21 protein-coding genes are annotated in these 21821 nt (G+C 60.5%); 12 read left to right on the top strand and 9 right to left on the bottom strand.

Features of this window, described 5'->3' with window-relative positions; genetic code table 11:
- Positions 1-60: 60 nt before the first annotated feature.
- The 4 genes from ACYZUM_RS27265 to ACYZUM_RS27250 are packed head-to-tail and all read right to left on the bottom strand — an operon-like array spanning position 61 to position 2860.
- On the bottom strand, positions 61-774 hold the full coding sequence (locus ACYZUM_RS27265; protein WP_108181265.1) for a PA5502 family lipoprotein: 714 nt from the start codon (positions 772-774) through the stop codon (positions 61-63).
- Between the two features lie 37 nt (positions 775-811).
- Positions 812-1600 (bottom strand): zinc ABC transporter permease subunit ZnuB, encoded by a 789-nt coding sequence (gene znuB / locus ACYZUM_RS27260; protein WP_042556960.1) that lies wholly within the window; start codon positions 1598-1600, stop codon positions 812-814.
- Positions 1593-2378, bottom strand: coding sequence for a zinc ABC transporter ATP-binding protein ZnuC (gene znuC / locus ACYZUM_RS27255; RefSeq protein WP_041073697.1), 786 nt, complete (start codon positions 2376-2378; stop codon positions 1593-1595). Before znuC ends, znuB begins: the two co-directional genes overlap by 8 nt.
- Positions 2378-2860 carry a Fur family transcriptional regulator gene (locus ACYZUM_RS27250; protein ID WP_041073695.1) on the bottom strand — a complete coding sequence of 161 codons (483 nt, stop codon included), beginning with the start codon at positions 2858-2860 and terminating at the stop codon, positions 2378-2380. The genes znuC and ACYZUM_RS27250 overlap by 1 nt, the downstream gene beginning before the upstream one ends.
- Before the next feature lie 66 nt (positions 2861-2926).
- On the opposite strand from ACYZUM_RS27250, the gene ACYZUM_RS27245 reads away from it, so the two are divergent.
- On the top strand, positions 2927-3847 hold the full coding sequence (locus ACYZUM_RS27245) for a zinc ABC transporter substrate-binding protein ZnuA (RefSeq protein WP_108184350.1): 921 nt from the start codon (positions 2927-2929) through the stop codon (positions 3845-3847).
- 83 nt (positions 3848-3930) lie between these two features.
- Here the strand turns inward: ACYZUM_RS27245 and ACYZUM_RS27240 are convergent, their stop codons facing one another.
- Together ACYZUM_RS27240 and ACYZUM_RS27235 are read right to left on the bottom strand one after the other, a co-directional pair.
- Entirely contained in the window at positions 3931-4884 is a 954-nt protein-coding gene (locus tag ACYZUM_RS27240) for a homoserine kinase (protein ID WP_108181264.1), read from the bottom strand.
- Positions 4885-4946: 62 nt separating this feature from the next.
- Positions 4947-5243, bottom strand: a complete 297-nt coding sequence (locus tag ACYZUM_RS27235; protein ID WP_041073689.1) for a DUF2782 domain-containing protein — start codon at positions 5241-5243, stop codon at positions 4947-4949.
- A gap of 74 nt (positions 5244-5317) precedes the next feature.
- Here ACYZUM_RS27235 and polA point away from each other — a divergent pair, with 74 nt between their 5' ends.
- Positions 5318-8122 (top strand): DNA polymerase I, encoded by a 2805-nt coding sequence (gene polA / locus ACYZUM_RS27230; RefSeq protein ID WP_108181263.1) that lies wholly within the window; start codon positions 5318-5320, stop codon positions 8120-8122.
- A 409-nt stretch (positions 8123-8531) separates the two neighbouring features.
- Here the strand turns inward: polA and yihA are convergent, their stop codons facing one another.
- On the bottom strand, positions 8532-9176 hold the full coding sequence (gene yihA / locus ACYZUM_RS27225) for a ribosome biogenesis GTP-binding protein YihA/YsxC (RefSeq protein WP_108181262.1): 645 nt from the start codon (positions 9174-9176) through the stop codon (positions 8532-8534).
- Between the two features lie 191 nt (positions 9177-9367).
- On the opposite strand from yihA, the gene ACYZUM_RS27220 reads away from it, so the two are divergent.
- The 7 genes from ACYZUM_RS27220 (at position 9368) to ACYZUM_RS27190 (ending at position 16686) form a co-directional block, all read left to right on the top strand.
- Complete coding sequence (locus tag ACYZUM_RS27220) at positions 9368-9673, top strand: c-type cytochrome (RefSeq protein WP_041073683.1); 306 nt, start codon at positions 9368-9370, stop codon at positions 9671-9673.
- Between the two features lie 32 nt (positions 9674-9705).
- On the top strand, positions 9706-10317 hold the full coding sequence (locus ACYZUM_RS27215; protein WP_041073681.1) for a c-type cytochrome: 612 nt from the start codon (positions 9706-9708) through the stop codon (positions 10315-10317).
- A 200-nt stretch (positions 10318-10517) separates the two neighbouring features.
- Positions 10518-11159, top strand: a complete 642-nt coding sequence (locus ACYZUM_RS27210) for a thiol:disulfide interchange protein DsbA/DsbL (RefSeq protein ID WP_007962741.1) — start codon at positions 10518-10520, stop codon at positions 11157-11159.
- 14 nt (positions 11160-11173) lie between these two features.
- On the top strand, positions 11174-12052 hold the full coding sequence (locus ACYZUM_RS27205) for an endonuclease/exonuclease/phosphatase family protein (RefSeq protein ID WP_047297455.1): 879 nt from the start codon (positions 11174-11176) through the stop codon (positions 12050-12052).
- On the top strand, positions 12049-14115 hold the full coding sequence (locus tag ACYZUM_RS27200; protein ID WP_142579958.1) for a diguanylate cyclase: 2067 nt from the start codon (positions 12049-12051) through the stop codon (positions 14113-14115). The genes ACYZUM_RS27205 and ACYZUM_RS27200 overlap by 4 nt, the downstream gene beginning before the upstream one ends.
- A 101-nt stretch (positions 14116-14216) precedes the next feature.
- Entirely contained in the window at positions 14217-14996 is a 780-nt protein-coding gene (locus ACYZUM_RS27195; protein WP_108181260.1) for an N-acetylmuramoyl-L-alanine amidase, read from the top strand.
- Positions 14997-15072: 76 nt separating this feature from the next.
- Positions 15073-16686, top strand: a complete 1614-nt coding sequence (locus tag ACYZUM_RS27190; protein WP_198758040.1) for an EAL domain-containing protein — start codon at positions 15073-15075, stop codon at positions 16684-16686.
- Here ACYZUM_RS27190 and ACYZUM_RS27185 read toward each other — a convergent pair.
- Positions 16683-18473, bottom strand: a complete 1791-nt coding sequence (locus tag ACYZUM_RS27185; protein WP_086794093.1) for a KinB sensor domain-containing domain — start codon at positions 18471-18473, stop codon at positions 16683-16685. The two genes, ACYZUM_RS27190 and ACYZUM_RS27185, sit on opposite strands and share 4 nt — an antisense overlap.
- 10 nt (positions 18474-18483) lie before the next feature.
- Positions 18484-19830, bottom strand: coding sequence for a sigma-54-dependent response regulator transcription factor AlgB (gene algB / locus ACYZUM_RS27180; RefSeq protein WP_047297450.1), 1347 nt, complete (start codon positions 19828-19830; stop codon positions 18484-18486).
- A 426-nt stretch (positions 19831-20256) separates the two neighbouring features.
- Between algB and ACYZUM_RS27175 the strand changes: the two genes are divergently transcribed.
- The 3 genes from ACYZUM_RS27175 (at position 20257) to ACYZUM_RS27165 (ending at position 21245) form a co-directional block, all read left to right on the top strand.
- Positions 20257-20541, top strand: coding sequence for a hypothetical protein (locus tag ACYZUM_RS27175; protein ID WP_047297449.1), 285 nt, complete (start codon positions 20257-20259; stop codon positions 20539-20541).
- A 72-nt stretch (positions 20542-20613) separates the two neighbouring features.
- Complete coding sequence (locus ACYZUM_RS27170) at positions 20614-20778, top strand: DUF1328 domain-containing protein (RefSeq protein WP_003177151.1); 165 nt, start codon at positions 20614-20616, stop codon at positions 20776-20778.
- Positions 20779-20780: 2 nt separating this feature from the next.
- Positions 20781-21245, top strand: coding sequence for an inhibitor of vertebrate lysozyme family protein (locus tag ACYZUM_RS27165; protein ID WP_108181257.1), 465 nt, complete (start codon positions 20781-20783; stop codon positions 21243-21245).
- Positions 21246-21821 lie beyond the last annotated feature (576 nt).

Here is a 21821-nt window from a genome sequence, read left to right as displayed (position 1 = left end):
CTTCGGCAGCTCCTACAGGGTTTACTTGCACCTGTAGGAGCTGCCGGAGGCTGCGATCTTTTAGGGTTTGGCTGGAATCAAGACCATCTGCGCCGGCACGGTGCGCAGGATCTGTTTCTCAATCTTCAGCTCGAAATCCGGATTCAATTTCTTCACACGTTTTTTCAGCAACGTCGCCAGCCAAGGGTAATCCTGGGTCCGCGGCGCCTGAATGCTCACAGCACACTCGTAATTCACCACATCGGCGGCGATCGCATCCAGTTGCCGGCGAAATTTGCGGCTGTCGTTGATGTTCAGTGCAACCGTCGTGCTTTCCGCCGTCGGGTCGATGACCTTGGCTTTCGGTTTGGCCTCGGCCGCCAGCAGCGCCGCTTCGGCTTTTTCCAGCTCGGCTTTGCGCGCTTCGGTGATGGCGCCATTGACGCCACCGGTCAGTGCCGGGGCTTTGGGCATCAGGGCGCGGGCGCGGCTCAGCGCGGTGGCTGCCGCATTCACATCACCTTTCTGCAATACGATCTGGCTGCGGCGCAAGTAGGCTTCGGCCAGCTGGCGCTGGTATTGCTCCAGGGACTGATCGTTGGGGTTCTGTATTTGCAAGGCGGCCAATTGGTCTTCGGCGGTGGCCAGTTCGCTGCTGGCCAGGCTTTGCTCCAGCTGTGCGATGGCCGTGGCCCGCGCGTCGGGGGCTTCGGCCACCGGCGGCGTGCTTTGGCAGGCGCCCAGCAGCACGGAAAATGCGACAAGGAGCAGATAACGGGAGGCGAACGGCTTCATTCCTGCGACTCTCTAATTGCGCAAAAAGCGAGCAAGTCTACACCCCTCGACGGGGCAGAACAAAACTCAGCAGAAACAGTGCGGCCGCCGTCACAACGATGGACGGCCCCGCCGGGGTGTCCTTGAACCATGACAGCGCCAGCCCGCCACACACCGCGAGCATGCCCAGCAGGCTCGCGCCCAGCGCCATCTGCTCCGGCGAACGGGCGTGACGCTGTGCCGCAGCCGCCGGGATGATCAGCAGCGAAGTAATCAGCAACACACCGACGATTTTCATCGCCACCGCGATCACCACCGCAATCAACAGCATCAGCGCCATGCGCAGGCCCGCCACTGGCAGGCCTTCGACTCTGGCCAATTCTTCATGCACGGTGATCGCCAGCAGCGGTCGCCACAGCGTCACCAACAACACCAGCACTGCCGCGCTGCCGCCGAGGATCCACGCCAGGTCGGTCGGACTGATCGCCAGCAGGTCGCCGAACAGATAGGCCATCAGGTCGATCCGCACTTCATGCATGAAGCTTAGTACCACCAGACCAAGAGAGAGCGTGCTCGGTGCAAGAATCCCCAACAGCGTGTCGGAGGCCAGCGGTTGACGCTGCTGCAAGGTCACCAGCAACACTGCCAGCAGCAGGCAGCCGACGGTCACCGCGACCGTCGGGCTGACATCCAGCAGAAAGCCCAGCGCCACGCCCAGCAACGCGGCGTGGGACAGGGTGTCGCCGAAGTAGGCCATGCGCCGCCAGACCACAAACGAACCAAGCGGCCCGGCGACCACCGCCAGTGCCAGACCTGCAAGCAGGGCATACAACAGAAAATCAGCCATGCTTGCAGTGGTCTCCGTGAACATGGGTGTGGCCCGCACCGGGCGCCTTGACCACCGAACCGTGCAGGTCATGGGCGTGGTCGTGATGGTGGTGATAGATCGCCAGGCTCGGCGCATTTTTGCCGAACAGCTCGACGAACGCCGGATCGCCGCTTACCTGCTCGGGGTGCCCGGAGCAGCAGACGTGGCGATTCAGACACACCACCTGATCAGTGGTGCTCATCACCAGATGCAGATCGTGGGACACCATCAGCACGCCGCAACCGTGACGGTCGCGCAGGCGGGTGATCAGGCTGTACAGCTCGGCCTGTCCGGCGACATCGACGCCCTGCACCGGCTCATCCAGCACTAACAGCTCCGGCTCGCGCAGCAGCGCCCGGGCCAGCAGCACGCGCTGCATTTCACCGCCGGAAACGCTTTGCACCGGGCTGTCGATGACGTGTTCGGCGCCGACTTCTTTCAGCGCCGCCAACGCGCGCGGGCGGTCTACACCGGGCACCAGGCGCAGGAAGCGCAGCACCGACAGCGGCAAGGTCGGGTCGACGTGCAGCTTTTGCGGCATGTAGCCAACGCGCAGTTTCGGCTTGCGCCAGACGCTGCCGCTGTCCGGCTTCAGCAGCCCGAGTACGGCGCGCACCAGGGTGGTCTTGCCGGCGCCGTTGGGGCCGATCAGGGTGACGATCTGCCCCGGCTCGACGCTCAGCTCGATGTTGTCGAGCACGGTCTGCCCGGCAAACGTGACAGCAACGTGCTGAAGACGGATCAACGGGTTGCTCATCAAGCCCCCTGGCAACCGGCGCACAGGCCGACCACTTCGACGGTCTGCGCTTCGACAATGAACCCGACATCTTTGGCGCTGTGGATAATCGCGTCGCTGATGGCTTTCTGTTCCAGCTCGATCGCGGCGTGGCACTCGCGGCAGATCAGGAACTGGCCCTGATGCGCATGCTCCGGATGCACACAGCCAACGAAGGCGTTGAGTGAAGAGATGCGGTGCACCAAACCGTTTTCCAGCAGGAAATCCAGCGCGCGGTAAACGGTTGGCGGCGCGGCGCGACGGCCGTCCTGCTCGCTCAGTACCGCGAGAATGTCATAAGCGCCCAGTGGCTTGTGGCTCTGCCACACCAGTTCCAGCACCCGCCGGCGCAGCGCAGTCAGGCGCAGGCCTTTCTGGGCGCACAAGGTATCGGCCTCGGTCAGTGCGCTGTGCACGCAATGAGAGTGGTCGTGGGGACGGCTGGCAATCGGTGTAATAGGCATGGGCGGCGACGAGTTTTGATAGAGACGTTATTATGTTACCCGTTCTCGCCTCCTTGAGTGGTCATCGTGTCCCGACTTTTTTCTGTTTTTGTGGCTTTTGTCGCCAGTTTTCTGCTGATCGGTTCGGCTCAGGCCGAGGTCAAGGTTCTCACCAGCATCAAACCGTTGCAGTTGATCGCTGCAGCGGTCCAGGACGGTGTGGCCATCCCGGAAGTGCTGCTGCCACCGGGTGCCTCGCCGCATAACTACGCACTACGCCCGTCCGACGTGCGCAAGGTGCAATCGGTGGACCTGCTGTACTGGATCGGCCCGGATATGGAAGGTTTCCTGCCGCGTGTGCTCAACGGTCGAACGCTGCCAAGCGTGGCCGTGCAGGATCTGCCGGGTATGAAACTGCGCCGCTTCGCCGAAGACAGCCACTCCCACGCCGAAGACGCCGACGAGCATGATCACGATCATCGTCCGGGTACGCTGGACGCGCATTTGTGGCTATCGCCGGTCAACGCCCGAGTCATTGCCGGGAAAATGGCTGCCGACCTCAGCGCTGCCGATCCGGCCAACGCCGAACGCTATCAGCGCAACGCCAAGGCCTTCGCTGAGCGTCTCGATGCGTTGGACGCGCGGCTGAAGCAGCGTCTGGCCAGCGTTGAACGCAAGCCGTATTTCGTATTCCACGAAGCCTTCGACTATTTCGAAGATGCTTACGGCCTGAAACACACTGGCGTGTTCAGCGTGGCCGCCGAAGTACAACCGGGCGCGCAACATGTCGCCGCGATGCGCAAACGCCTGCAGGAAGTGGGCAAGACCTGTGTGTTCAGCGAACCGCCACTGCGTCCACGCCTGGCGGAAACCCTGGTGGCGGGCCTGCCGGTGAAGCTGGCGGAGCTGGATGCGCTGGGCGGCTATACGCCAGCGACCGCTCAGGGGTATGAGCAGGTGCTGGAGAAGTTGGGCAACGATTTGGCCGACTGCCTGGAATCGTTGTAACCCCAAAGCAAAAGATCGCAGCCTTCGGCAGCTCCTACAGGGTTTACTGTGTAGGAGCTGCCGAAGGCTGCGATCTTTTGATTTTAAAGGGCGAAAGGCAACGGCGTATGAACCTGCTGCCGCTGCGCCAGTCGCTGCTCGAACTCCCGCGGATCGTGAATCAGCACGTCCTGCCCGGCAAACTGCTCGGCGGCGATCAACCGTGACAGCCAGAACCGCACACAGGCCACGCGCAGCATGGTCGGCCAGAGTTCAGCTTCAGCAGCAGTGAACGGACGCAGCGCCGCATAGGCGCCAAGGAATGCGCGGGCACGCGGACCATCAATCAGGCCATCCTCGTCCGAACACCAGTCATTCAAGGCGATCGCCACGTCGTAGAGCATCGGCCCCGAGCAGGCGTTGTAAAAATCGATCAACCCGGTCAGGTGCGTGCCTTCGAACATCGCGTTATCGCGGAACAGGTCGGCGTGAATGTTGGCCCGTGGCAGCGCGAGAATTTTGTCTTTCTGCACGGTGATTTCATCCAGTGCCTTGTGCAGCAGCGCACGCGGCTCGTCGCTCAAGTGCGAGAGGAACTCGTTACCCTCCTCCAGCATCCAGTCCAGGCCACGATCGGTCTTGCGCTTGATCATGCGCTCGCCCTGGGTCGCCAGGTGCAGATGCGCCTGCAACTCGCCGACCTGCGCGCAATGCTGGGCGTTGGCGACCTTGATGTGTTTGCCGGACAGCCGTGGTTGCAGCAGCGCCGGCTTGCCCTTGAGCTCACGCAACGCCACGCCGTCAGTGGTGCGCAGCGCGTAAGGCACCGGCAGATCAGCCTCGTGCAACACGTCGAGCAGGTCGATGAAAAACGGCATTTCCTGCACCGGGCCACGTTCGACCAGGGTCAGGACGAATTCGCCCTGCTCCAGACTGATAAAGAAGTTGGTGTTTTCGCTGCCGGCGGCGATCCCCTGGAAATCAAGCAGACGGCCAAGCCCGTAAGGGGCAAGAAAGGTTTCCAGCTCTGGCCGAGCCAGGGGGGTGAACACAGACATGGTTAAAAACTGCTCAGTTCGGGCGCCGCGATCAAGCGGCGCCGATTAAAAAGTCAGGAATCTTACTTCCAGGTAAAGATTTCCCACGACGGAATCAGCATATCCGGCTGGTCGGAACGGATGTAGTTCACGTCCGAACCATCGGCGCGCACCAGAAAATACGGTTTGCCGCCCTTCGGCGTGACTTTGATCGCATACACGAAGCCACTGCGGCTGTATTCCTGAATGACCTTGTCGCCCTCGGTGTGCGTGTTAATGGTAACTTCCGGCTCCTTCGACGGCGCATCATCCGCCGCCATCGCGGCCAATGGTGAGACAGCAATCAAACCGACCAGCAGCAAGCGATTTAACGTACGCATGATAACCTTGTCCCTTTGTCGTCAACGGTCCCGCTATTCTAGCGCCGGGCCCGCCGAAAAGGTTGATTCTGCTCATGAGCCAAGCCCCCCTCGTCCTGGTGGACGGTTCGTCTTACCTGTACCGCGCTTTCCATGCACTGCCACCGCTGACCACCTCCAAAGGCCTGCCGACCGGTGCGGTCAAAGGTGTGCTGAACATGCTCAAGAGTCTGCGCAAGCAGTATCCCGACAGCCCGTTCGCCGTGGTTTTCGATGCCAAGGGCGGGACGTTTCGCGATGAGATGTACGCCGAGTACAAAGCCAACCGCCCCAGCATGCCCGACGACATGCGCGTGCAGATCGAGCCGCTGCACCAGAGCGTGATTGCTCTTGGCTTCCCGCTGTTGTGCGTGGAGGGCGTCGAGGCAGACGACGTGATCGGCACCCTCGCCCGCAGCAGCGCGGCAGCCGCTCGCCCGGTGATCATCTCTACCGGCGACAAGGACATGGCGCAATTGGTCGACGGCCACATTACCTTGGTCAACACCATGTCCGGTAGCTCGATGGACGTTGAGGGCGTAAAGGAGAAATTCGGCGTCGCTCCGGAGCAGATCATCGATTATCTGGCGCTGATGGGCGATTCTTCCGACAACATCCCGGGCGTTCCCGGCATCGGCCCGAAGACCGCGTCCGGCCTGCTGGTCGGCGTTAACGGCGGCCTCACCGAGCTTTATGCAAACCTCGACATCGTCCCGACCCTGCCGATTCGCGGGGCCAAGACTCTGCCGGCCAAGCTTGAAGAGCACAAGGAGATGGCCTTCCTCTCCTATCAACTGGCAACGATCAAGGTCGACGTGCCGCTGGACATTGGCCTCGATGACCTGCAAATGGGCCCGGAAGACCCGGCCAAGCTCTACGAGTTGTACACCCTGCTGGAATTCAAGAGCTGGCTGAATGACCTTGATCGCGACGCCAAGCGCCAGGAGCTGAGCGCGGCCGCCGAGCCTGCGCCGGCTGGCGATCTGTTTAGCGCGCCGCCAGCCGAAGTGCCCGCCGCCCCTGCTGAAGCCGCTTACGAAACCATCCTCGATCAGGCGCGTTTCGATGTCTGGCTGGAAAAACTGAACAACGCCAAGCTGTTCGCCTTCGACACCGAAACCACAGGCATCGACGCGCAGCAGGCGCAACTGGTCGGCCTGTCGTTCGCGGTGCAGGCCAACGAAGCGGCGTACATCCCGCTGACCCATTCCTACATCGGCGTACCCGAGCAACTGGATCGCGACACTGTGCTGCGCGCGCTGAAGCCGATCCTGGAAGACCCGAACAAACTCAAGGTCGGCCAGCACGCCAAGTTCGACATGAACATTCTGGCCAACTGCGCCATTGGCGGCGATCAGAGCCAAGGCATCAATGTGCGCGGGATTGCCTTCGACACCATGCTTGAGTCCTACGTGCTCAACTCCACCGCCACCCGCCACGACATGGACAGCCTTGCGCAGAAGTACCTGGATCACACCACTGTGAGTTTTCAGGACATCGCCGGCAAAGGCGCCAAACAGCTGACCTTCGACCAGATCGCTCTGGAGCAGGCCGGCCCGTATGCCGCCGAAGACGCCGACATCACCCTGCGTCTGCATCAGACTCTGTTTGAAAAACTCAGCGCGATCCCGAGCCTGGCCAGCGTCCTGACCGACATCGAAATCCCGCTGGTACCGGTGTTGGCGCGCATCGAGCGTCAGGGCGCGTTCGTCGACGCTGAACTGCTCGGCATCCAGAGCATCGAGCTGGGTAACAAAATGGTCGCACTGGAGCGCGAAGCGTTCGAGATCGCCGGCGAAGAATTCAACCTCGGCTCGCCGAAGCAGTTGGGCGTAATCCTCTACGAGAAGCTCGGCCTACCGGTTTTGAAGAAAACCGCCAAGGGCCAACCATCGACCGCCGAGGAAGTGCTGGCGAAACTCGCCGAAGACGATCATCGACTGCCGAAAGTGCTGATGGAGCATCGCTCCATGAGCAAGCTGAAAAGCACTTACACCGACCGCCTGCCGGAGCAGATCAACCCGCGCACCGGACGTATCCACACTTCGTACCATCAGGCTGTAGCGTCCACCGGGCGTTTGTCTTCCAGCGATCCGAACCTGCAGAACATTCCGGTGCGCACCGCTGAAGGCCGCCGCATTCGTCAGGCGTTCGTCGCGCCGAAAGGCTACAAGTTGCTGGCGGCGGACTATTCGCAAATCGAACTGCGGATCATGGCCCACTTGTCCAAGGACGAAGGCTTGATGAACGCCTTCCGCAACAATCTGGACGTGCACACCGCCACCGCTGCCGAAGTATTCAAGGTCGAGCTCAACGAAGTGACCTCCGACCAGCGCCGTGGCGCCAAGGCGATCAACTTCGGCCTGATCTATGGCATGGGCGCGCAGAAGCTCGGCAAGGACATCGGCGTCGACACCAAGACCGCCAAGGCCTACATCGACACCTACTTCGCCCGCTACCCCGGTGTGCGCGAATACATGGAGCGCACCCGTAAGCAGGCGGCGGATCAGGGTTACGTCGAGACCTTCTTCGGTCGACGCCTGTACCTGCCGGAAATCAACTCGAACAAGCCGCAGGAACGCGCCGCCGCCGAACGCACGGCGATCAATGCGCCGATGCAAGGCACCGCGGCCGACATCATCAAGAAAGCCATGGTGGCGGTGGATAACTGGCTGACAGCGTCCGGGCTGGACGCCAAGGTCATCCTGCAGGTGCACGACGAACTGGTGCTGGAGGTTCGCGAGGATCTGGTTGAGCAGGTGAGTCAGGAAATCCGCCTGCATATGAGCGAAGCGGCGAAACTGGACGTACCGTTGCTGGTGGAAGTCGGCGTCGGCAACAACTGGGATGAGGCGCACTAAGGCGTCTGGACCGGGCATTTGCCGCGACACACTGTCGCGGCAAATGCCCGGAATGGCCTTATTTCGAATCGCGCTTGGGCTTATTCCAAAGCTTTTTGAAAAAAATCTGAACTAATCTGACAACTCACTACTCAGAGATACTGAATGGCTGGTGAAGCCCTTCGATGCTCCTATGTTGTGTTAAGTGTTGGCAGATATCTGAACCCCGCCCTAGCGGTTCGGAACTTAAACCCCGGAACTTCTCCCTCCCCATATGAAGTCCGGGGCTTTTTTTGCCTCAAAACTGCCTGTGGCGCAGCCATGCTGCGTTAAAAGCGCAGTTAAAAATGCTCATTTAGGTTCCCTAAACTCCGCTTTTTACCAGCACTTTTGCCTTGCCTTGCAGCACCACAGACAGTTTTGCAATCCCTTACTCTGCTGCGGCTTCTGCACCTTTGTCCGCCAGTTCCATCCAGCCTGCCAACACAGTGTAGGCCTCTTCCAGGCCCATGCGTTTTGGCGCGGAAAACAGCTGGATCGTCACCCGATCCCCCCAGCCCTTGCGGATTTCCGACTGCACCTTGAGCAGCGTGTTCTTGGCGGCACCGTAGGTCAGTTTGTCGGCCTTGGTCAGCAGAATGTGCATCGGCATGCCGGCGGCGACGGCCCAGTCGAGCATCAACAGGTCGAAGTCGGTCATTGGATGACGGATGTCCATCATCAGAATCAAACCCTTCAAACTCTCGCGGCCACCGAGGTACGCCTCGAGGTGACGCTGCCAGTGTTGCTTGAGCGGGATCGGTACTTTTGCATAACCGTAGCCCGGCAGGTCGACCAGACGCCGTTCATCGTCTAGCTTGAAGAAGTTCAACAGCTGTGTGCGACCCGGAGTTTTCGAGGTGCGCGCCAGGCTGGCGTGAGTCAGGGTGTTCAGCGCGCTGGATTTACCGGCGTTGGAACGACCGGCGAACGCCACTTCGAAGCCTTCGTCGTCAGGGCATTGATCGACTTTGGCGGCACTGAGCATGAACGTGGACTGTTGGCACAGGCCGAGGATGGGATTCTTGAGTTGCATGGGATTTCCGATGTGGGCGGCGCCGGGATTGGGCGCGGAACGCGGTGTCGCTTCCGTTTCAGTGACGCCAGTATATAATGCCGCAGATTTTGTGTGTGCTTTGTCCCAGCGAAGGATGAAGTTCACGAGAGCCAAAGACCTTGATTGCGCATCAGAACGCAGAACGCTCTCAACCCTGAAAAGGTCGTTTTATGACGAAATGGCTGCTGGCTGCCGGAGTCCTGATACCGCTTTGCGGCGCACAGGCTACACAGGAACCGGAAGCCGTGTACAACCGTGTTTGTGGTGCCTGTCATTCCGGCCAACTACCCATGGCGCCCGAAAGAGGCGATCAGGCAGCTTGGACGCCGAGGTTGGCGAAAGGTATGGAGACGCTGGTGCAACACGTGACCCAGGGTTTCAAGGCGATGCCGCCGCGTGGTTTGTGCATGGACTGCAGTGCCGAGGATTACCAGGCCATCATCCTTTGGATGAGCGAGAGTAAACCCGGTCCATAACTCTTAACCCTTAGCCGTAGTTGGATTAGCTGATGAACAAATTGATCGTGAGTCTGCTGTTGACCGTGGGAATCTCCGGCATCGCCCATGCTGCAGGTGATGCAGCAGCCGGCCAGGCAAAAGCTGCCGTGTGCGGAGCCTGCCATGGCCCGGACGGGAACAGCATGGCACCCAACTTCCCGAAACTGGCCGGTCAAGGTGAACGTTACCTCGACAAGCAGTTGCATGACATCAAGTCGGGCAAACGCCAGGTTCTGGAAATGACCGGCCTGCTGACCAACCTGAGCGATCAGGACCTGGCCGATATTGCCGCCTACTTTGCCAGTCAGAAGGGCAGCGTCGGCGCCGCCGATCCAAAAATCGTCGCCCGTGGTGAAGCCCTGTTCCGTGGCGGCAACCTGGACAAAGGCCTGCCAGCCTGCACCGGCTGCCACTCGCCGAACGGTGCCGGCAACGCCGCCGCCGGCTTCCCGCACCTGGGAGGCCAACACGCTCAATACATCGCCAAACAGCTGACCGACTTCCGCAAGGAAGAAGGCGGTCGCGCCAACGACGGCGATTCCATGCCGATGCGCACCATCGCACGCAAACTCAGCGACGAAGACATTGCTGCGGTCGCCAGCTACATTCAGGGCCTGCACTAACCGCCCTGCATCGAGCGTTACCGGTGATGGACATCTCCTGCAACGTTAACGCTCGATTAATCCATCGCAGCAAGTATAAAAAGGGTGGCTTTGGCCGCCCTTTTTTGTGGCCGCTGCCGTTACACTACAGAACTCATGCCCGCCAGGATCTGTCTGAAAACAGGTCGCGCGAGGCGACCAAAATTGTCCAGGAGTAAAGCATGCGTAATCTGATCATCAGCGCCGCTCTCGTCGCTGCCAGCCTGTTCGGCGTGACCGCCCAGGCCGCCGAAGCACCCGCTGCCCCTTATGTCGAACTGGCCAACCCGGTGCCGGTGGCAGAGCCTGGCAAGATCGAAGTCGTGGAGCTGTTCTGGTACGGCTGCCCGCATTGCTACGCGTTCGAGCCAGTGATCAATCCCTGGGTTGAAAAACTGCCGTCCGACGTCAACTTCGTACGCATTCCTGCCATGTTCGGCGGCCCGTGGGATGCTCACGGTCAAATGTTCCTGACCCTGGAAGCAATGGGCGTCGAGCACAAGGTTCACGCTGCGGTATTCAATGCGATCCAGAAAGAACACAAGAAGCTGACCGACAAGAACGACATGGCTGACTTCCTCGCCACACAAGGCGTGGACAAGGACAAGTTCCTCGCCACCTTTGACTCGTTCGCGATCAAAGGGCAGATCGTCAAGGCGCGTGAGCTGGCCAAGAAATATGAAATCACTGGCGTGCCAACCATGATCGTCAACGGCAAATACCGCTTCGACATCGGCTCTGCCGGTGGTGCGGAAGAAGCCTTGAAGCTGGCTGATCAACTGGTCGCCAAAGAGCGAGCGGCCAACAAGGCAGCTGCCAACTAAGCGCGGTCATTGCCATGCGCCGCTGGGGCACCGAACGCATCGTTGGCCTGCATGATCCGCAGGTCAACGAGCATCACCTGGAGTCCACGGGCCTGCCCGCAGACCATCGTCTGCGCTTGCTCAGCTTCAACATCCAGGTCGGCATCAGCACCGAACGCTATCGGCATTACCTGACCCGCAGCTGGCAGCACCTGCTGCCGCACACCGGGCGCTCAGGCAATCTGCAGAAGATCGGCGACCTGCTTGGCGACTTCGACCTGGTCGCCCTGCAGGAAGCCGATGGCGGCAGCCTGCGCTCAGGCTACGTCAATCAGGTCGAACACCTGGCCCACCTCGGCGCCTTCCCTTACTGGTATCAACAACTCAATCGCAACCTCGGCCGGCTGGCCCAGCACAGCAATGGCGTGCTCAGCCGACTGAAACCGTGGGCGATCGAAGACCATCCGCTGCCGGGCCCGAAAGGTCGCGGCGCAATCCTGCTGCGCTTTGGCGAAGGCCCGGAAGCGCTGGTGGTGGTGATGATGCACCTGGCCCTCGGCGCCCGGGTGCGCAGCCTGCAACTGGCCTACATTCGGGACCTGATCGGTGGCTACAAGCACCAGGTATTGATGGGCGACATGAACACCCATGCCAGCGATCTGCTACAACAGTCACCGTTACGCGATCTCGGCCTGCTGGCCCCGCAGATGCAAGCCACGTTTCCCAGCTGGCGGCCGCAGCGTTGCCTGGATCATATTTTGCTCAGCCCGACCCTGACTCTGGAAAAGGTCGAAGTGCTGGCCCAACCCATTTCCGATCACCTGCCGGTCGCGGTAGAGATTCGTCTGCCGGGTTCGCTCACGGCCGATGCATTGCCCGCGTTGAGTCCTGCCCCTCGCGGAACCCCTGAATGAGCGACGACGCCCAGCGCTGGAAAGAGAAGTACCTCAAAAGTATCGAACAGCAGGACAAGCTCGAACGGCGCTGGGCCGCCCGTCTCGACTTGCTGCGCCGCGGTCTGGTACGCAGTACGCTGGCCGCTGAAGGCACCGACAAGGTCGTTGATCAGTGCATGAAAGAGATGCGCGACGTGGTGCGCACCGACGACATGGATGCCGGTCTCGCCGCCCTGCTGCCGCGCCTGGAGAAAGCCGTACTCGACTCCGAACAGCGCCGCGAGACCCGCATTGATCAGGTCAGCACCGCGTTGACCGCGCTGGTTACCCAACTGCAAGCGTTGCCGCTGCCGCGGGAAGTCGCCCAGCCGCTGAAGAAATTCGCCAAGCAACTGGACAGTCGGGTCGGCCAGGCGCGGGAAATGCCGCTGCTGCTGAGTGAACTCAGCGGTTTGCAGGGCAAAGCGTTGAGCCAGCTGGAAACCCCACCCGCGCCAGAACGCCCGGGCCTTCTGCAACGCCTGTTTGGCAATCGCGAAACCGAAGAAACGCCAGGGACGCAGGGCCCGGAGCAAGCTCAAGCGCCTGCGCCAATACCAGCGCCGCCATCAGCCAACACTGAACCTGAAGTCGAGCCCGCACAGACGCCAACAGGCGAACCGACTCCGGCACCGGTCAGCGCCGCGACTCTATTGCAACCGGCAGAGGCAAGCCCTCAACAAGCACCTGCAGCGCAACCGCAGGCCGAATCGCCTGTGGTTTCGCTTGTGCCGCCGGTCATTGCCATCGAGACGGCGCCCGAACCACTGCCTGAACTCAAACCGCCCCTCGAACCTCTGGCCCCGCCGCTTGCGCCACCAGCCTTCATAGCGGCGATCAACCCTGACGAATTGATCCACCCGGGCGACGCCCCGGCCCCCTTGCTCCTCGACAGCCTGCCCCTGCCCGCCCCGATTGCCCAAGCCTTGGCTGCCATCGATCCGGAGCAGCCCGAGCAAGACATTCTTTACGCCCTGCCCGATTCGCCGGAGCCGTCCTACAGCTCGGTGGCCAAACACATCGAAGACACGCTGATCGGGCTGCTCGACGATCTGACCTTGCCGGAGCGCCATCGCCCGCAAGCCGAGGCCATGCGTGATCGCTTGAAAAATGGTCTGAACTGGTACGAACTCCTGCCCATTCTCGACGACCTTGCCACCTTGATGCTGGCAATCACCGACAGCGGCCAACACGAATTCGAAGCCTATCTGCAGCGGCTCAACGAACGCCTCGAAGCATTCCAGAGCAATTTGCAGGCCGCGAGCGAGGGCCATGCCGACAACAGCTCGGCAGCCCGGGCGATGGACACGCAGATTCGCGAGCAAGTCGACGGCTTGCAGACCAGCGTGCAGGAAGCGGCCGATCTGGATGATCTCAAGCGAGTGCTGGAGAACCATCTCGAAGGCCTGCTCGGTACCATGGATCAGCATCAGCAACAACGCGATGCCCGCGAGCAGGAAGTGGCGGCACGTCTCAAAGGCCTGGCCGAACGTGTGGCGCACATGGAGCAGGAAGCCCTGGGCTTTCGCGAACATCTGGAAGAACAGCGACAGAAAGCCCTGATCGACCCGTTGACCGGCCTGCCCAACCGCGCTGCCTGGAGCGAACGGCTGGAACACGAGATCAGGCAATGGCAACAACACGGCAACACCTTGAGCCTGGCGATGCTCGACCTCGATCATTTCAAGCGCATCAACGACAACTACGGCCATCTGGCGGGCGACAAGGTATTGAAAATCATCGCCACGGTGCTGCGCAAACGTCTGCGTGGGGCGGATTTCATTGCTCGCTTCGGCGGAGAGGAATTCGTTTTGCTGCTGCCAGCCACCACGCCGGCCGTCGGCGCCAAATTGTTGGAAACCCTGCGAGCGGCCATCGAAGCGTGCCCGTTTCACTTCAAAGGTGAACGAGTGACGATCACCATTTCCATGGGACTGGCGTCGTTCAAGCCGGGAGAACACAGCGATCTGGTGCTTAAAAGAGCCGATCAGGCGTTGTACCGAGCGAAAAACGGCGGACGCAACCGAGTCGAACTGGGCTGAGCAAGTTGTTCCATTTTGTTTAAATCGGCCCGTCAGGCGTCGATACGCAAGGCAGTACGTTACACTGTTGCATTATTGTCTTGCGTGTACTGCCTTCTGCCATGAAATTTTTCGCCCTCCTCGCGTCGCTGCTCGTTCTGGCCGGTTGTGCCAGCGGCCCGCGTTATGACACCAGCCATCCTTCGGCCAATCACGACAGCCGCGTGCAGTTCGTGATCGTGCACTACACCTCCGCTTCCCTCGCCCGTTCGCTGCAACTGCTGACCCACGGCGAAGTCAGCAGCCACTATCTGATCGGCGACGACAAGGGCGGCACCATCTACAAACTGATGGATGAAAACCAGCGCGCCTGGCACGCCGGCGAGAGCCAGTGGCAGGGCCGTACCTGGCTAAACTCCAGCTCGATCGGCATCGAAATCGTCAATCCGGGCTTCAAGGACACGCCGACCGGGCGCCTGTGGTTCCCGTACAGTGAAGCGCAGATTCAATCGCTGATCGTTCTGCTCAAGGACATCAGCAAGCGCCAAGGCATCAGCCCGCGCCATATCATCGGCCACAGCGACATCGCGCCCCTGCGCAAACTCGACCCCGGCCCGCTGTTCCCATGGAAACGCCTGGCCGCCGAAGGCCTGGGCGTATGGCCCAATGAACAAGCGGTGGCTCGGCAGCAAGTGCAGTTCAACGCCGAATTGCCCAGCATCAGCTGGTTTCAGGAACAACTGGCGCGCGTGGGTTATGACACCCCGCAGACCGGCGAGCTGGACGTCGCGACTCGCCATGTCCTGGCAGCGTTCCAGATGCACTTTCGCCCTTCACGCTTCGACGGTACACCGGACGCGCAAACAGCAGCGTTGTTGCAGGTCCTCAATCAGACAAAATAATGACGCCCGCCCGACGGTCAGGGCGAAAGCGTAATCAGCAGCTATAACTCATTGGTAATTCTTCGGATATTCCATGATGGTTGCTACCCGAGCGACGCTGCGTAGCTGGTTTTATCGCCCGTGGTTTTTGGCGATGATCGCGGCTGTCTTCAGTGCTGGATTGCTGATAGCCGGCGGAATGTTCGTCGCCATGCGCCAGATCGAACAGAACGAAAGCCAGGAAATGAACACCCAGGGCGAGCGCTTTCTGGCACGCCTTGAGCAGCTGTTCGGACAACTGCGCGAAAGTCTCGATGACCTCGAAGCGCAGCCGCTGCGCAGTTGCGACGAGGAAATGATCGCCACGCTGCAACAAGTCACCTTCAACTATCGCTTCGTCTATGAAGCGGCCTACATGGATGGTGCGCGGATATGCTCCAACCGGCCCCGCCAGGAAGGACTGTCGGTGGTTCGCGCACCGGATATCAAAGGACCGACCTACAGCTACTGGCTCAACACCACCACCGAACCGGATGAAAACCGTGCTGCGCTGATGCTCGGGCGCGGCAATTTTCGCGTGGCGACATCACGCGGGCATTTGACCGACATGGTCGACCTGCCGCCGGACAGCAGCCTTCTGGTGGTGCTGGACCACGGCAAACGGGCGATTCCGGTGCTGGGCACCGCGCAGACGTGGCCACCAACCGAAGCGTGGCCACCCAAAAGCCGCGCGCCCCTGCAAGTCACCCAGTCACGGCTGATCTACCGCATGCCAACCAACAATCCGGAATACCAGTTGGTGCTGATCACCCCGCGCAGCGGCATGCATATTCCCAGCGTCTGGTGGTGGATGGTGCCGATCTGCCTGCTGCTGGGGGCGTTTGTCGGGTTCTTTATATTTTTGCTGGTGCGCCAGCGCCAGTCACTGGACGCCGAACTCCAGGGCGCCATTCGACGTGGCGAGCTGCAAGTGCTGTATCAGCCGATCTTCGATCTCGATAGCCGCAATTGCGTGGGCGCCGAAGCCCTGCTGCGCTGGCGTCGCCCGGACGGCACGCTGACCAGTCCCGACCTGTTCATTCCATTGGCGGAAAACACCGGGCAGATCCGGCAGATGACAGACTTTGTCCTGCAACGGCTGCTGGAACAACTGGGACCGGTGCTGCGCGCCAATCCGCAGCTGTACATTTCGGTCAACCTCGCCGCCTGCGACGTGATGGTGCCGCGCATCGGCCAGGTCATGGCCAGGCTGCTGACGCTGCACCGGGTCGCCGCGCGACAGATTGCCTTTGAAGTCACCGAGCGCGGACTGATCGACGTGGTGGTGGCGCGGGAGAACCTGCAAGCCTTGCGCGATGTCGGCCATCAAGTGCTGATCGATGATTTCGGTACCGGTTATTGCAGCCTCGCCTACCTGCAGACGCTGCCGGTGGATTGCCTGAAGATCGACAAGGCCTTCATCGACGCGCTCGGCCATGATGCGGCCAGCAGCGGCGTTGCGCCGCACATCATTCACATGGCGCAGGCTCTGGAGTTGAAGGTGATTGCCGAAGGCATCGAGCACGAAGCGCAAGCCGTGTTTCTCAGCAGTGAGGGGGTCAAGTTCGGTCAGGGCTGGCTGTTCGCCCAGGCCCTGAGTGCGGTGCAGTTCATCGAACTGATCACCCGTGGGCGGCGCCTCACCGGGCGCCGCCTGGACGACGAAGCCTAGACCGCCAGCGCCATGTAGAACTGCGTGCCCTGCCCCGGCCGCGAATAGACGCCCATCCGCCCGCCATGCAGCTGGACGATTTCCTTGCACAGCGCCAGACCCAGCCCGGCGCCACCCTTCTTGCGCCCGACCTGCACGAACGGCTCGAATATCCGCCCCTGCTGACCGTAGGCAATGCCTTCGCCGTTGTCTTCGACGCTGATGATCACCCGTTCGCCATGCCGCCGCGCCTGCAGGCGAATCTGGCCGTCGCGGGCGGTATGGCGCAGAGCGTTGTCGATCAGGTTGTCGAGCACCCGCTCAAGCTGTGCCTGATCGGCCTGCAGACGCGGCAACGGCCCTTGCACTTCGACGCTCAGGGCAATGCCTTTGCCCGCAGCGCAATCGGCGAAGCGCGACTGCGCCTGCTCCAGCAAATCTTCGATGGAGCACGGCGCCAGGGTGAGTTTCTGCAAGCCGTTCTGATAGCGCGAGAAGTTGAGCAAATCGTTGATCAACTGCATCAAGCGCTGCATTTCTTCGTTGACCGTGTCGAGCAGGTCCGCCTCGCGTGACTCCGGGGGGAACTTCGCACGTTCGCGAAACAGGCCGAACGCCATGTGCATGCCGGTGACCGGCGTCCGCAGTTCGTGGGAGGCGCGCAGCACGAACTCGCTGCGCACGCGCTCGAAGGCGCGTTGCTCGGTGACGTCGTGCAGCACCATCACCGCCCCCAGAATATGCCCCTGGATGTGACTGACCGGGGTCAAACTGTAGGTCAGCAAGCGCGATTCGCCATCGACCTCAATGCTCAAATCTTCCGGGGCGCGCTCAAGGGTGCCGCCGCGCAGCACCAGTTGCAGTTGCGCGTCGAGCTCCGGGCGCTCGAGCGCGGTGCCCAGGCCTTGGCCGAGACGGTCACTGTCCCAACCCAACTGACGCTGAGCCACTGGATTGAGGTGTTCCAGATGCCCTTCACGGTCGATCATCAACAAGCCGTCGTCGATGCTGTCGAGCACCGCCTGCAGGCGTTGCTGACCGGCCAGCAATTCGTCCACGTTGGTCGCCTGATGCTCGCGCAGCGCCTCGGCCATCAGCCCGAAGCGCTTGGTCAGCTGATTCATTTCCATCGCCGAGGAAATCGGCAGCGTCACTTCGAAATTGCCTTGGCCGATGTTGTCCGCCGCCTTGGCCAGCGCCTCGATGGGCGCGCCAAAACGACGGGCAATGGCGTGCGCGGTGACGAAGCCGATAATCAGCACCGCCAATCCCACCAGCCCGAGCAGACCGGAGACCAGCAGTGCCCTTTCCCGGGCGTCATGCTGCACGGCGTTGATGTTGTCCAGTGCGTGCTTGTGCTCGGTAATCAAACCGTTGCGCAAGGTGTTGAAGCGTTCCCTGAGGTCGCTGTTGCCACTGAGCACATTGCCCGGATCACGCGACATCTCGAACGCCTGGAGAAAACTCAGGTAGTCAGCCTTGGCCTGGGTAAACCCGTATTGTCGGCCATCACTTTCTGCCTCTTGGGAAATGCCTTCATCCAGCAATTGCAGGTAGTGCTGCTTTGACGCTTCGAACGCGGCCGGGTCGGGCTTTTCGGCCAGCATCAGCACCAGTTGATCGCCGAGGGTCTGGCGCAGTTTGAGCCCCAGGTCGAGGGTCACGAAGTTGCTGCGGATCGTTGCTTCCTGAGTACCGGCCATCTGCATCACGCTGACCAGCCCGAGCAATAGCCCGAGCAAGGCGACCGTGATCAGCGCAGAGATGCTCAGAAACAAGCGAGTGCGCAACTTCATCGCCAGTTTCATCGTCGGGCGCTCACAGGTTGTACTGCTTGCGCTTGCGATACAGGGTCGACGCGTCGATGCCCAAGGTTTTCGCCGCCTGATCAAGGGTGCCTGCCGTTGCCAGCACCGCGCCGATGTGGGCTTTTTCCAGTTCATCGAGGCTCAGCGCGGCACCGACTCGCGGTGCGTTGTTCGCCGGTTGCTCGGCCATCCCGAGGTGGCTGATTTCCACGCGTTCCTGCGGGCAGATGATGCTGGCCCGTTCCACCACGTTACGCAGCTCTCGAATGTTGCCCGGCCAGCGATAACCCAACAGCGCTTCGCGCGCCTCGTCACTAAAGCCCCGTGCCGGGCGCGCGTACTCTTTGACGAAGCGCGCGAGGAAGCGGTCGGCCAGGGTCAGGATGTCCTCGGCACGTTCGCGCAATGGCGGCAGATGCAGGGTGATCACATTGAGGCGATACAACAGGTCTTCACGGAAGCGCCCGTCGCGCACCATGTCTTCGAGATTAAGGTTGGTCGCGGCGAGAATCCGCACATCGGCACGACGGGTCACTGGGTCCCCTACCCGCTCGTATTCCTTGTCCTGAATAAAACGCAGCAACTTGGGTTGCAAAGTCAGCGGAAAATCGCCGATCTCGTCGAGAAACAGCGTGCCGCCGTCCGCCTGATTAACTCGACCCAAAGTGCTCTCACTGGCGCCGGTAAACGCACCGCGACTGTGGCCGAACAGCTCGCTCTCCATCAGTTCCGCAGTCAACGACGGGCAGTTGATGGTCACGCAGGACTTCTTCTCGCGCTTGCTCCAACCATGGATGGCCCGAGCCAGTTCCCCTTTACCCGTGCCGGATTCGCCGAGAATAAGGATGTTGGCGTCGGTACCGGCGACCTGCCGCGCAGTTTCCAGCACGACTTTCATCGCCGGGCTGTGGGAGTCGAGGCCGTCCTTGGGTTTGCGGATCTCGCCTTCGAGAGCTTCCAGACGCGCCGAGAGCTGACGCACTTCCAGTTGCTTGGCGGTGGCCAGGCGCAACTGGTCGGGGCTGCACGGTTTGACCAGATAATCGGCGGCGCCCGCCTGGATCGCGTCCACCGCGGTATCAACCGCCGAGTGCGCGGTGACAATGACCACGCGCATCCATGGCGCCTGAATGCGCATCTGCGCCAGAACGTCGAGACCGTTGTCTTCACCCAGACGCAAATCAAGGAAGCACAGGTCAAACACCTGACGTTGCAACAATGCCTCGGCCTGAGCCGCGCTGTTGGCGGTGGCCACTGTGTAACCTTCGTCTTCGAGGCAGTAGCGAAAGGTTCGCAGGATGGCGGACTCATCGTCCACCAGCAGAATGCGGCCTTGATGCTCAGTGGCAGATTCCATTTTTCCTACGCTCCATAGTGATTGATCTTGGGTTAGTCCCGGAAAAATCGGGCAAGTTGCATGGTTGATTCTGAACGATGCGAGCCATAGGAGGGTAGCTCTCTCCTGCCTTAACGGCCAATCCATTGATTTTGTTGAGTTTTTAAACAATCACTGATTCGCGGGGGTAACCCTGCGTACATTTCTGACATCCAGGACGTGCTCTCAATTCCATAAGAATGAAATCTCATACGAAATAATCGTGCATTCCGCACGACCGTAGACGACCCATCGTGCAGGATGCGTCCGTCGCTGAATTTCACTCGTCAGTAACTAATTGATTTTATTGAATATTTTTCAAATAAAAAACTGGCATGCAGCCTGCAATACCTCTTTCAGCCCGGGCAGATTCCACTGCCCCAACCGAATAAGAGTGAGGAACCCAGGATGACTCGCCAACGTGCCGCCCAAGTGCGTATCTCGCCCCTGCATATCCAGCAAGGCCTGTTTGGCGTGCTTGCACTGTTGATCACCCTGATCGCCTGCCAGCAATACCTGAGCTGGGAAAACAGCCAGAAGCCTGAGCCGCTGATCTCGATTCAACACAGCACGCAGACGCACTTCAGCGCCGTCAGCAGCAGTCAGGCCGAAAGCGCCTCGATGCGCATGATGGATGTCGATCAGCCGCAGCCGCTGGATCAACTGCCACGTGAAGAGCGCTGGGTTTTCTGACGAACCAACGAATTCGGGCGCCTGGCGCCAGGACACGCAATATCCCTAAATAGAGAAGTAAGGAGAATCACCATGTTGAGTTGGGCAATTACATTCTTGATCATTGCCATCATCGCCGCCGTCCTGGGCTTCGGTGGTATCGCGGGCACCGCCACGGGTATCGCCAAGATTCTCTTTGTCGTGTTCCTGGTGATGTTCATCGCTTCCTTCTTCTTTGGCCGTCGCGGCCGAGGTTAACGATGATTGCGTTAAAGACACTGGCAGCCGCCCTGCTTCTGGGCGGTAGTGCCATGGCGATCGCGGCCAATGATGGCCAGGCGCGGGTCAACGAGCTGCTCAGCTCCGACCCGCAATACCGGGAAACCTGGCAAGGCGTTGTGAAGCATGAAGAGCGCCTCCCGGAATGGGTGATGAACCTGTCCGGTACGCCAGAGCAGCAGATGAATGCCGTGACCGAAGATGGCGACAAGTATCTGGTCGGCCCGCTCTGCGAATCCGCAGACAAGTGCCTGAACCACCGCTTGATCGTAGCGTTCAGCTTCGACAAGAAAGATGCCTACGCCATGCTCGTCGATGTGCCCGAAGGACTGCCGGCCGACAAGTCGCCAACGCGACATGCCACTTACCGCTTCCTCGGCAAACCGAATCAGGGCATGCAGAGCCTGCTGATGGAAACGCTGAAGAAAGATCCGAACTGGTACTGATTCGAACATGAGGGCAGCGCCCCGCTGCCCTTTATTGCGCCTGCCCGAGGAAGGCCGGCGCATGACCAGGGGGCCGGGACGTTCTGACTGTTACAGGGTCGGAGTGACCTACGGGTACAGGGAGTGCCTGCGCGAGGGCCGGGTCAGGGTAAAAGCTGCGACGCAGGTTCGCCGACCCTCAGCGGCTCGACGGACTTGCGCTGAGCTTTGCGCGATACAAAACATTGATCCAGAGCGTCCTGCTCGCCTTTTTATGGTTCAGACTGCGCGCGAAAACATTTCGCCGTGTTTCCTGGCGACCGTATATCGAGAAAGAGCCCCTTTAAACTGTGGGACTTCTAGTCTGCAAATGTAGGCTTTTTCCTGAATTTTTCGATGAATTCACTCGTTCAAAAAACAACCAACCCAAGCTGAAATGGCCGGTTCACGGCACTTATGCCGGCTGAAATGTCGTAATCGAACCGCTTGGGACGCCAGTTTCATTTAAAAAATCTCATGCCGATTCGGCATAGGGTAGGCGTTTACGGCATTAGACGGCGCAACCTTGCATCGGAATAGTTGCGCCTTTTTTCGCCT

The organism is Pseudomonas sp. m6p (assembly GCF_055760375.1).
This window is presented reverse-complemented; position numbering and strand designations above follow the sequence as displayed.

Bases quoted from the DNA above. Each gene is read 5' to 3' on its own strand.
- ACYZUM_RS27205 (WP_047297455.1), top strand. From the start codon at position 11,174: ATGCGCCGCTGGGGCACCGAACGCATCGTTGGCCTGCATGATCCGCAG.
- ACYZUM_RS27220 (WP_041073683.1), top strand. From the start codon at position 9,368: ATGACGAAATGGCTGCTGGCTGCCGGAGTCCTGATACCGCTTTGCGGC.
- ACYZUM_RS27190 (WP_198758040.1), top strand. From the start codon at position 15,073: ATGGTTGCTACCCGAGCGACGCTGCGTAGCTGGTTTTATCGCCCGTGG.
- yihA (WP_108181262.1), bottom strand. From the start codon at position 9,176: ATGCAACTCAAGAATCCCATCCTCGGCCTGTGCCAACAGTCCACGTTC.
- ACYZUM_RS27195 (WP_108181260.1), top strand. From the start codon at position 14,217: ATGAAATTTTTCGCCCTCCTCGCGTCGCTGCTCGTTCTGGCCGGTTGT.
- ACYZUM_RS27250 (WP_041073695.1), bottom strand. From the start codon at position 2,860: ATGCCTATTACACCGATTGCCAGCCGTCCCCACGACCACTCTCATTGC.
- ACYZUM_RS27265 (WP_108181265.1), bottom strand. From the start codon at position 774: ATGAAGCCGTTCGCCTCCCGTTATCTGCTCCTTGTCGCATTTTCCGTG.
- ACYZUM_RS27235 (WP_041073689.1), bottom strand. From the start codon at position 5,243: ATGCGTACGTTAAATCGCTTGCTGCTGGTCGGTTTGATTGCTGTCTCA.
- ACYZUM_RS27165 (WP_108181257.1), top strand. From the start codon at position 20,781: ATGATTGCGTTAAAGACACTGGCAGCCGCCCTGCTTCTGGGCGGTAGT.
- ACYZUM_RS27170 (WP_003177151.1), top strand. From the start codon at position 20,614: ATGTTGAGTTGGGCAATTACATTCTTGATCATTGCCATCATCGCCGCC.
- znuC (WP_041073697.1), bottom strand. From the start codon at position 2,378: ATGAGCAACCCGTTGATCCGTCTTCAGCACGTTGCTGTCACGTTTGCC.
- ACYZUM_RS27210 (WP_007962741.1), top strand. From the start codon at position 10,518: ATGCGTAATCTGATCATCAGCGCCGCTCTCGTCGCTGCCAGCCTGTTC.
- polA (WP_108181263.1), top strand. From the start codon at position 5,318: ATGAGCCAAGCCCCCCTCGTCCTGGTGGACGGTTCGTCTTACCTGTAC.
- ACYZUM_RS27215 (WP_041073681.1), top strand. From the start codon at position 9,706: ATGAACAAATTGATCGTGAGTCTGCTGTTGACCGTGGGAATCTCCGGC.
- algB (WP_047297450.1), bottom strand. From the start codon at position 19,830: ATGGAATCTGCCACTGAGCATCAAGGCCGCATTCTGCTGGTGGACGAT.
- ACYZUM_RS27185 (WP_086794093.1), bottom strand. From the start codon at position 18,473: ATGAAACTGGCGATGAAGTTGCGCACTCGCTTGTTTCTGAGCATCTCT.
- ACYZUM_RS27200 (WP_142579958.1), top strand. From the start codon at position 12,049: ATGAGCGACGACGCCCAGCGCTGGAAAGAGAAGTACCTCAAAAGTATC.
- ACYZUM_RS27240 (WP_108181264.1), bottom strand. From the start codon at position 4,884: ATGTCTGTGTTCACCCCCCTGGCTCGGCCAGAGCTGGAAACCTTTCTT.
- ACYZUM_RS27175 (WP_047297449.1), top strand. From the start codon at position 20,257: ATGACTCGCCAACGTGCCGCCCAAGTGCGTATCTCGCCCCTGCATATC.
- znuB (WP_042556960.1), bottom strand. From the start codon at position 1,600: ATGGCTGATTTTCTGTTGTATGCCCTGCTTGCAGGTCTGGCACTGGCG.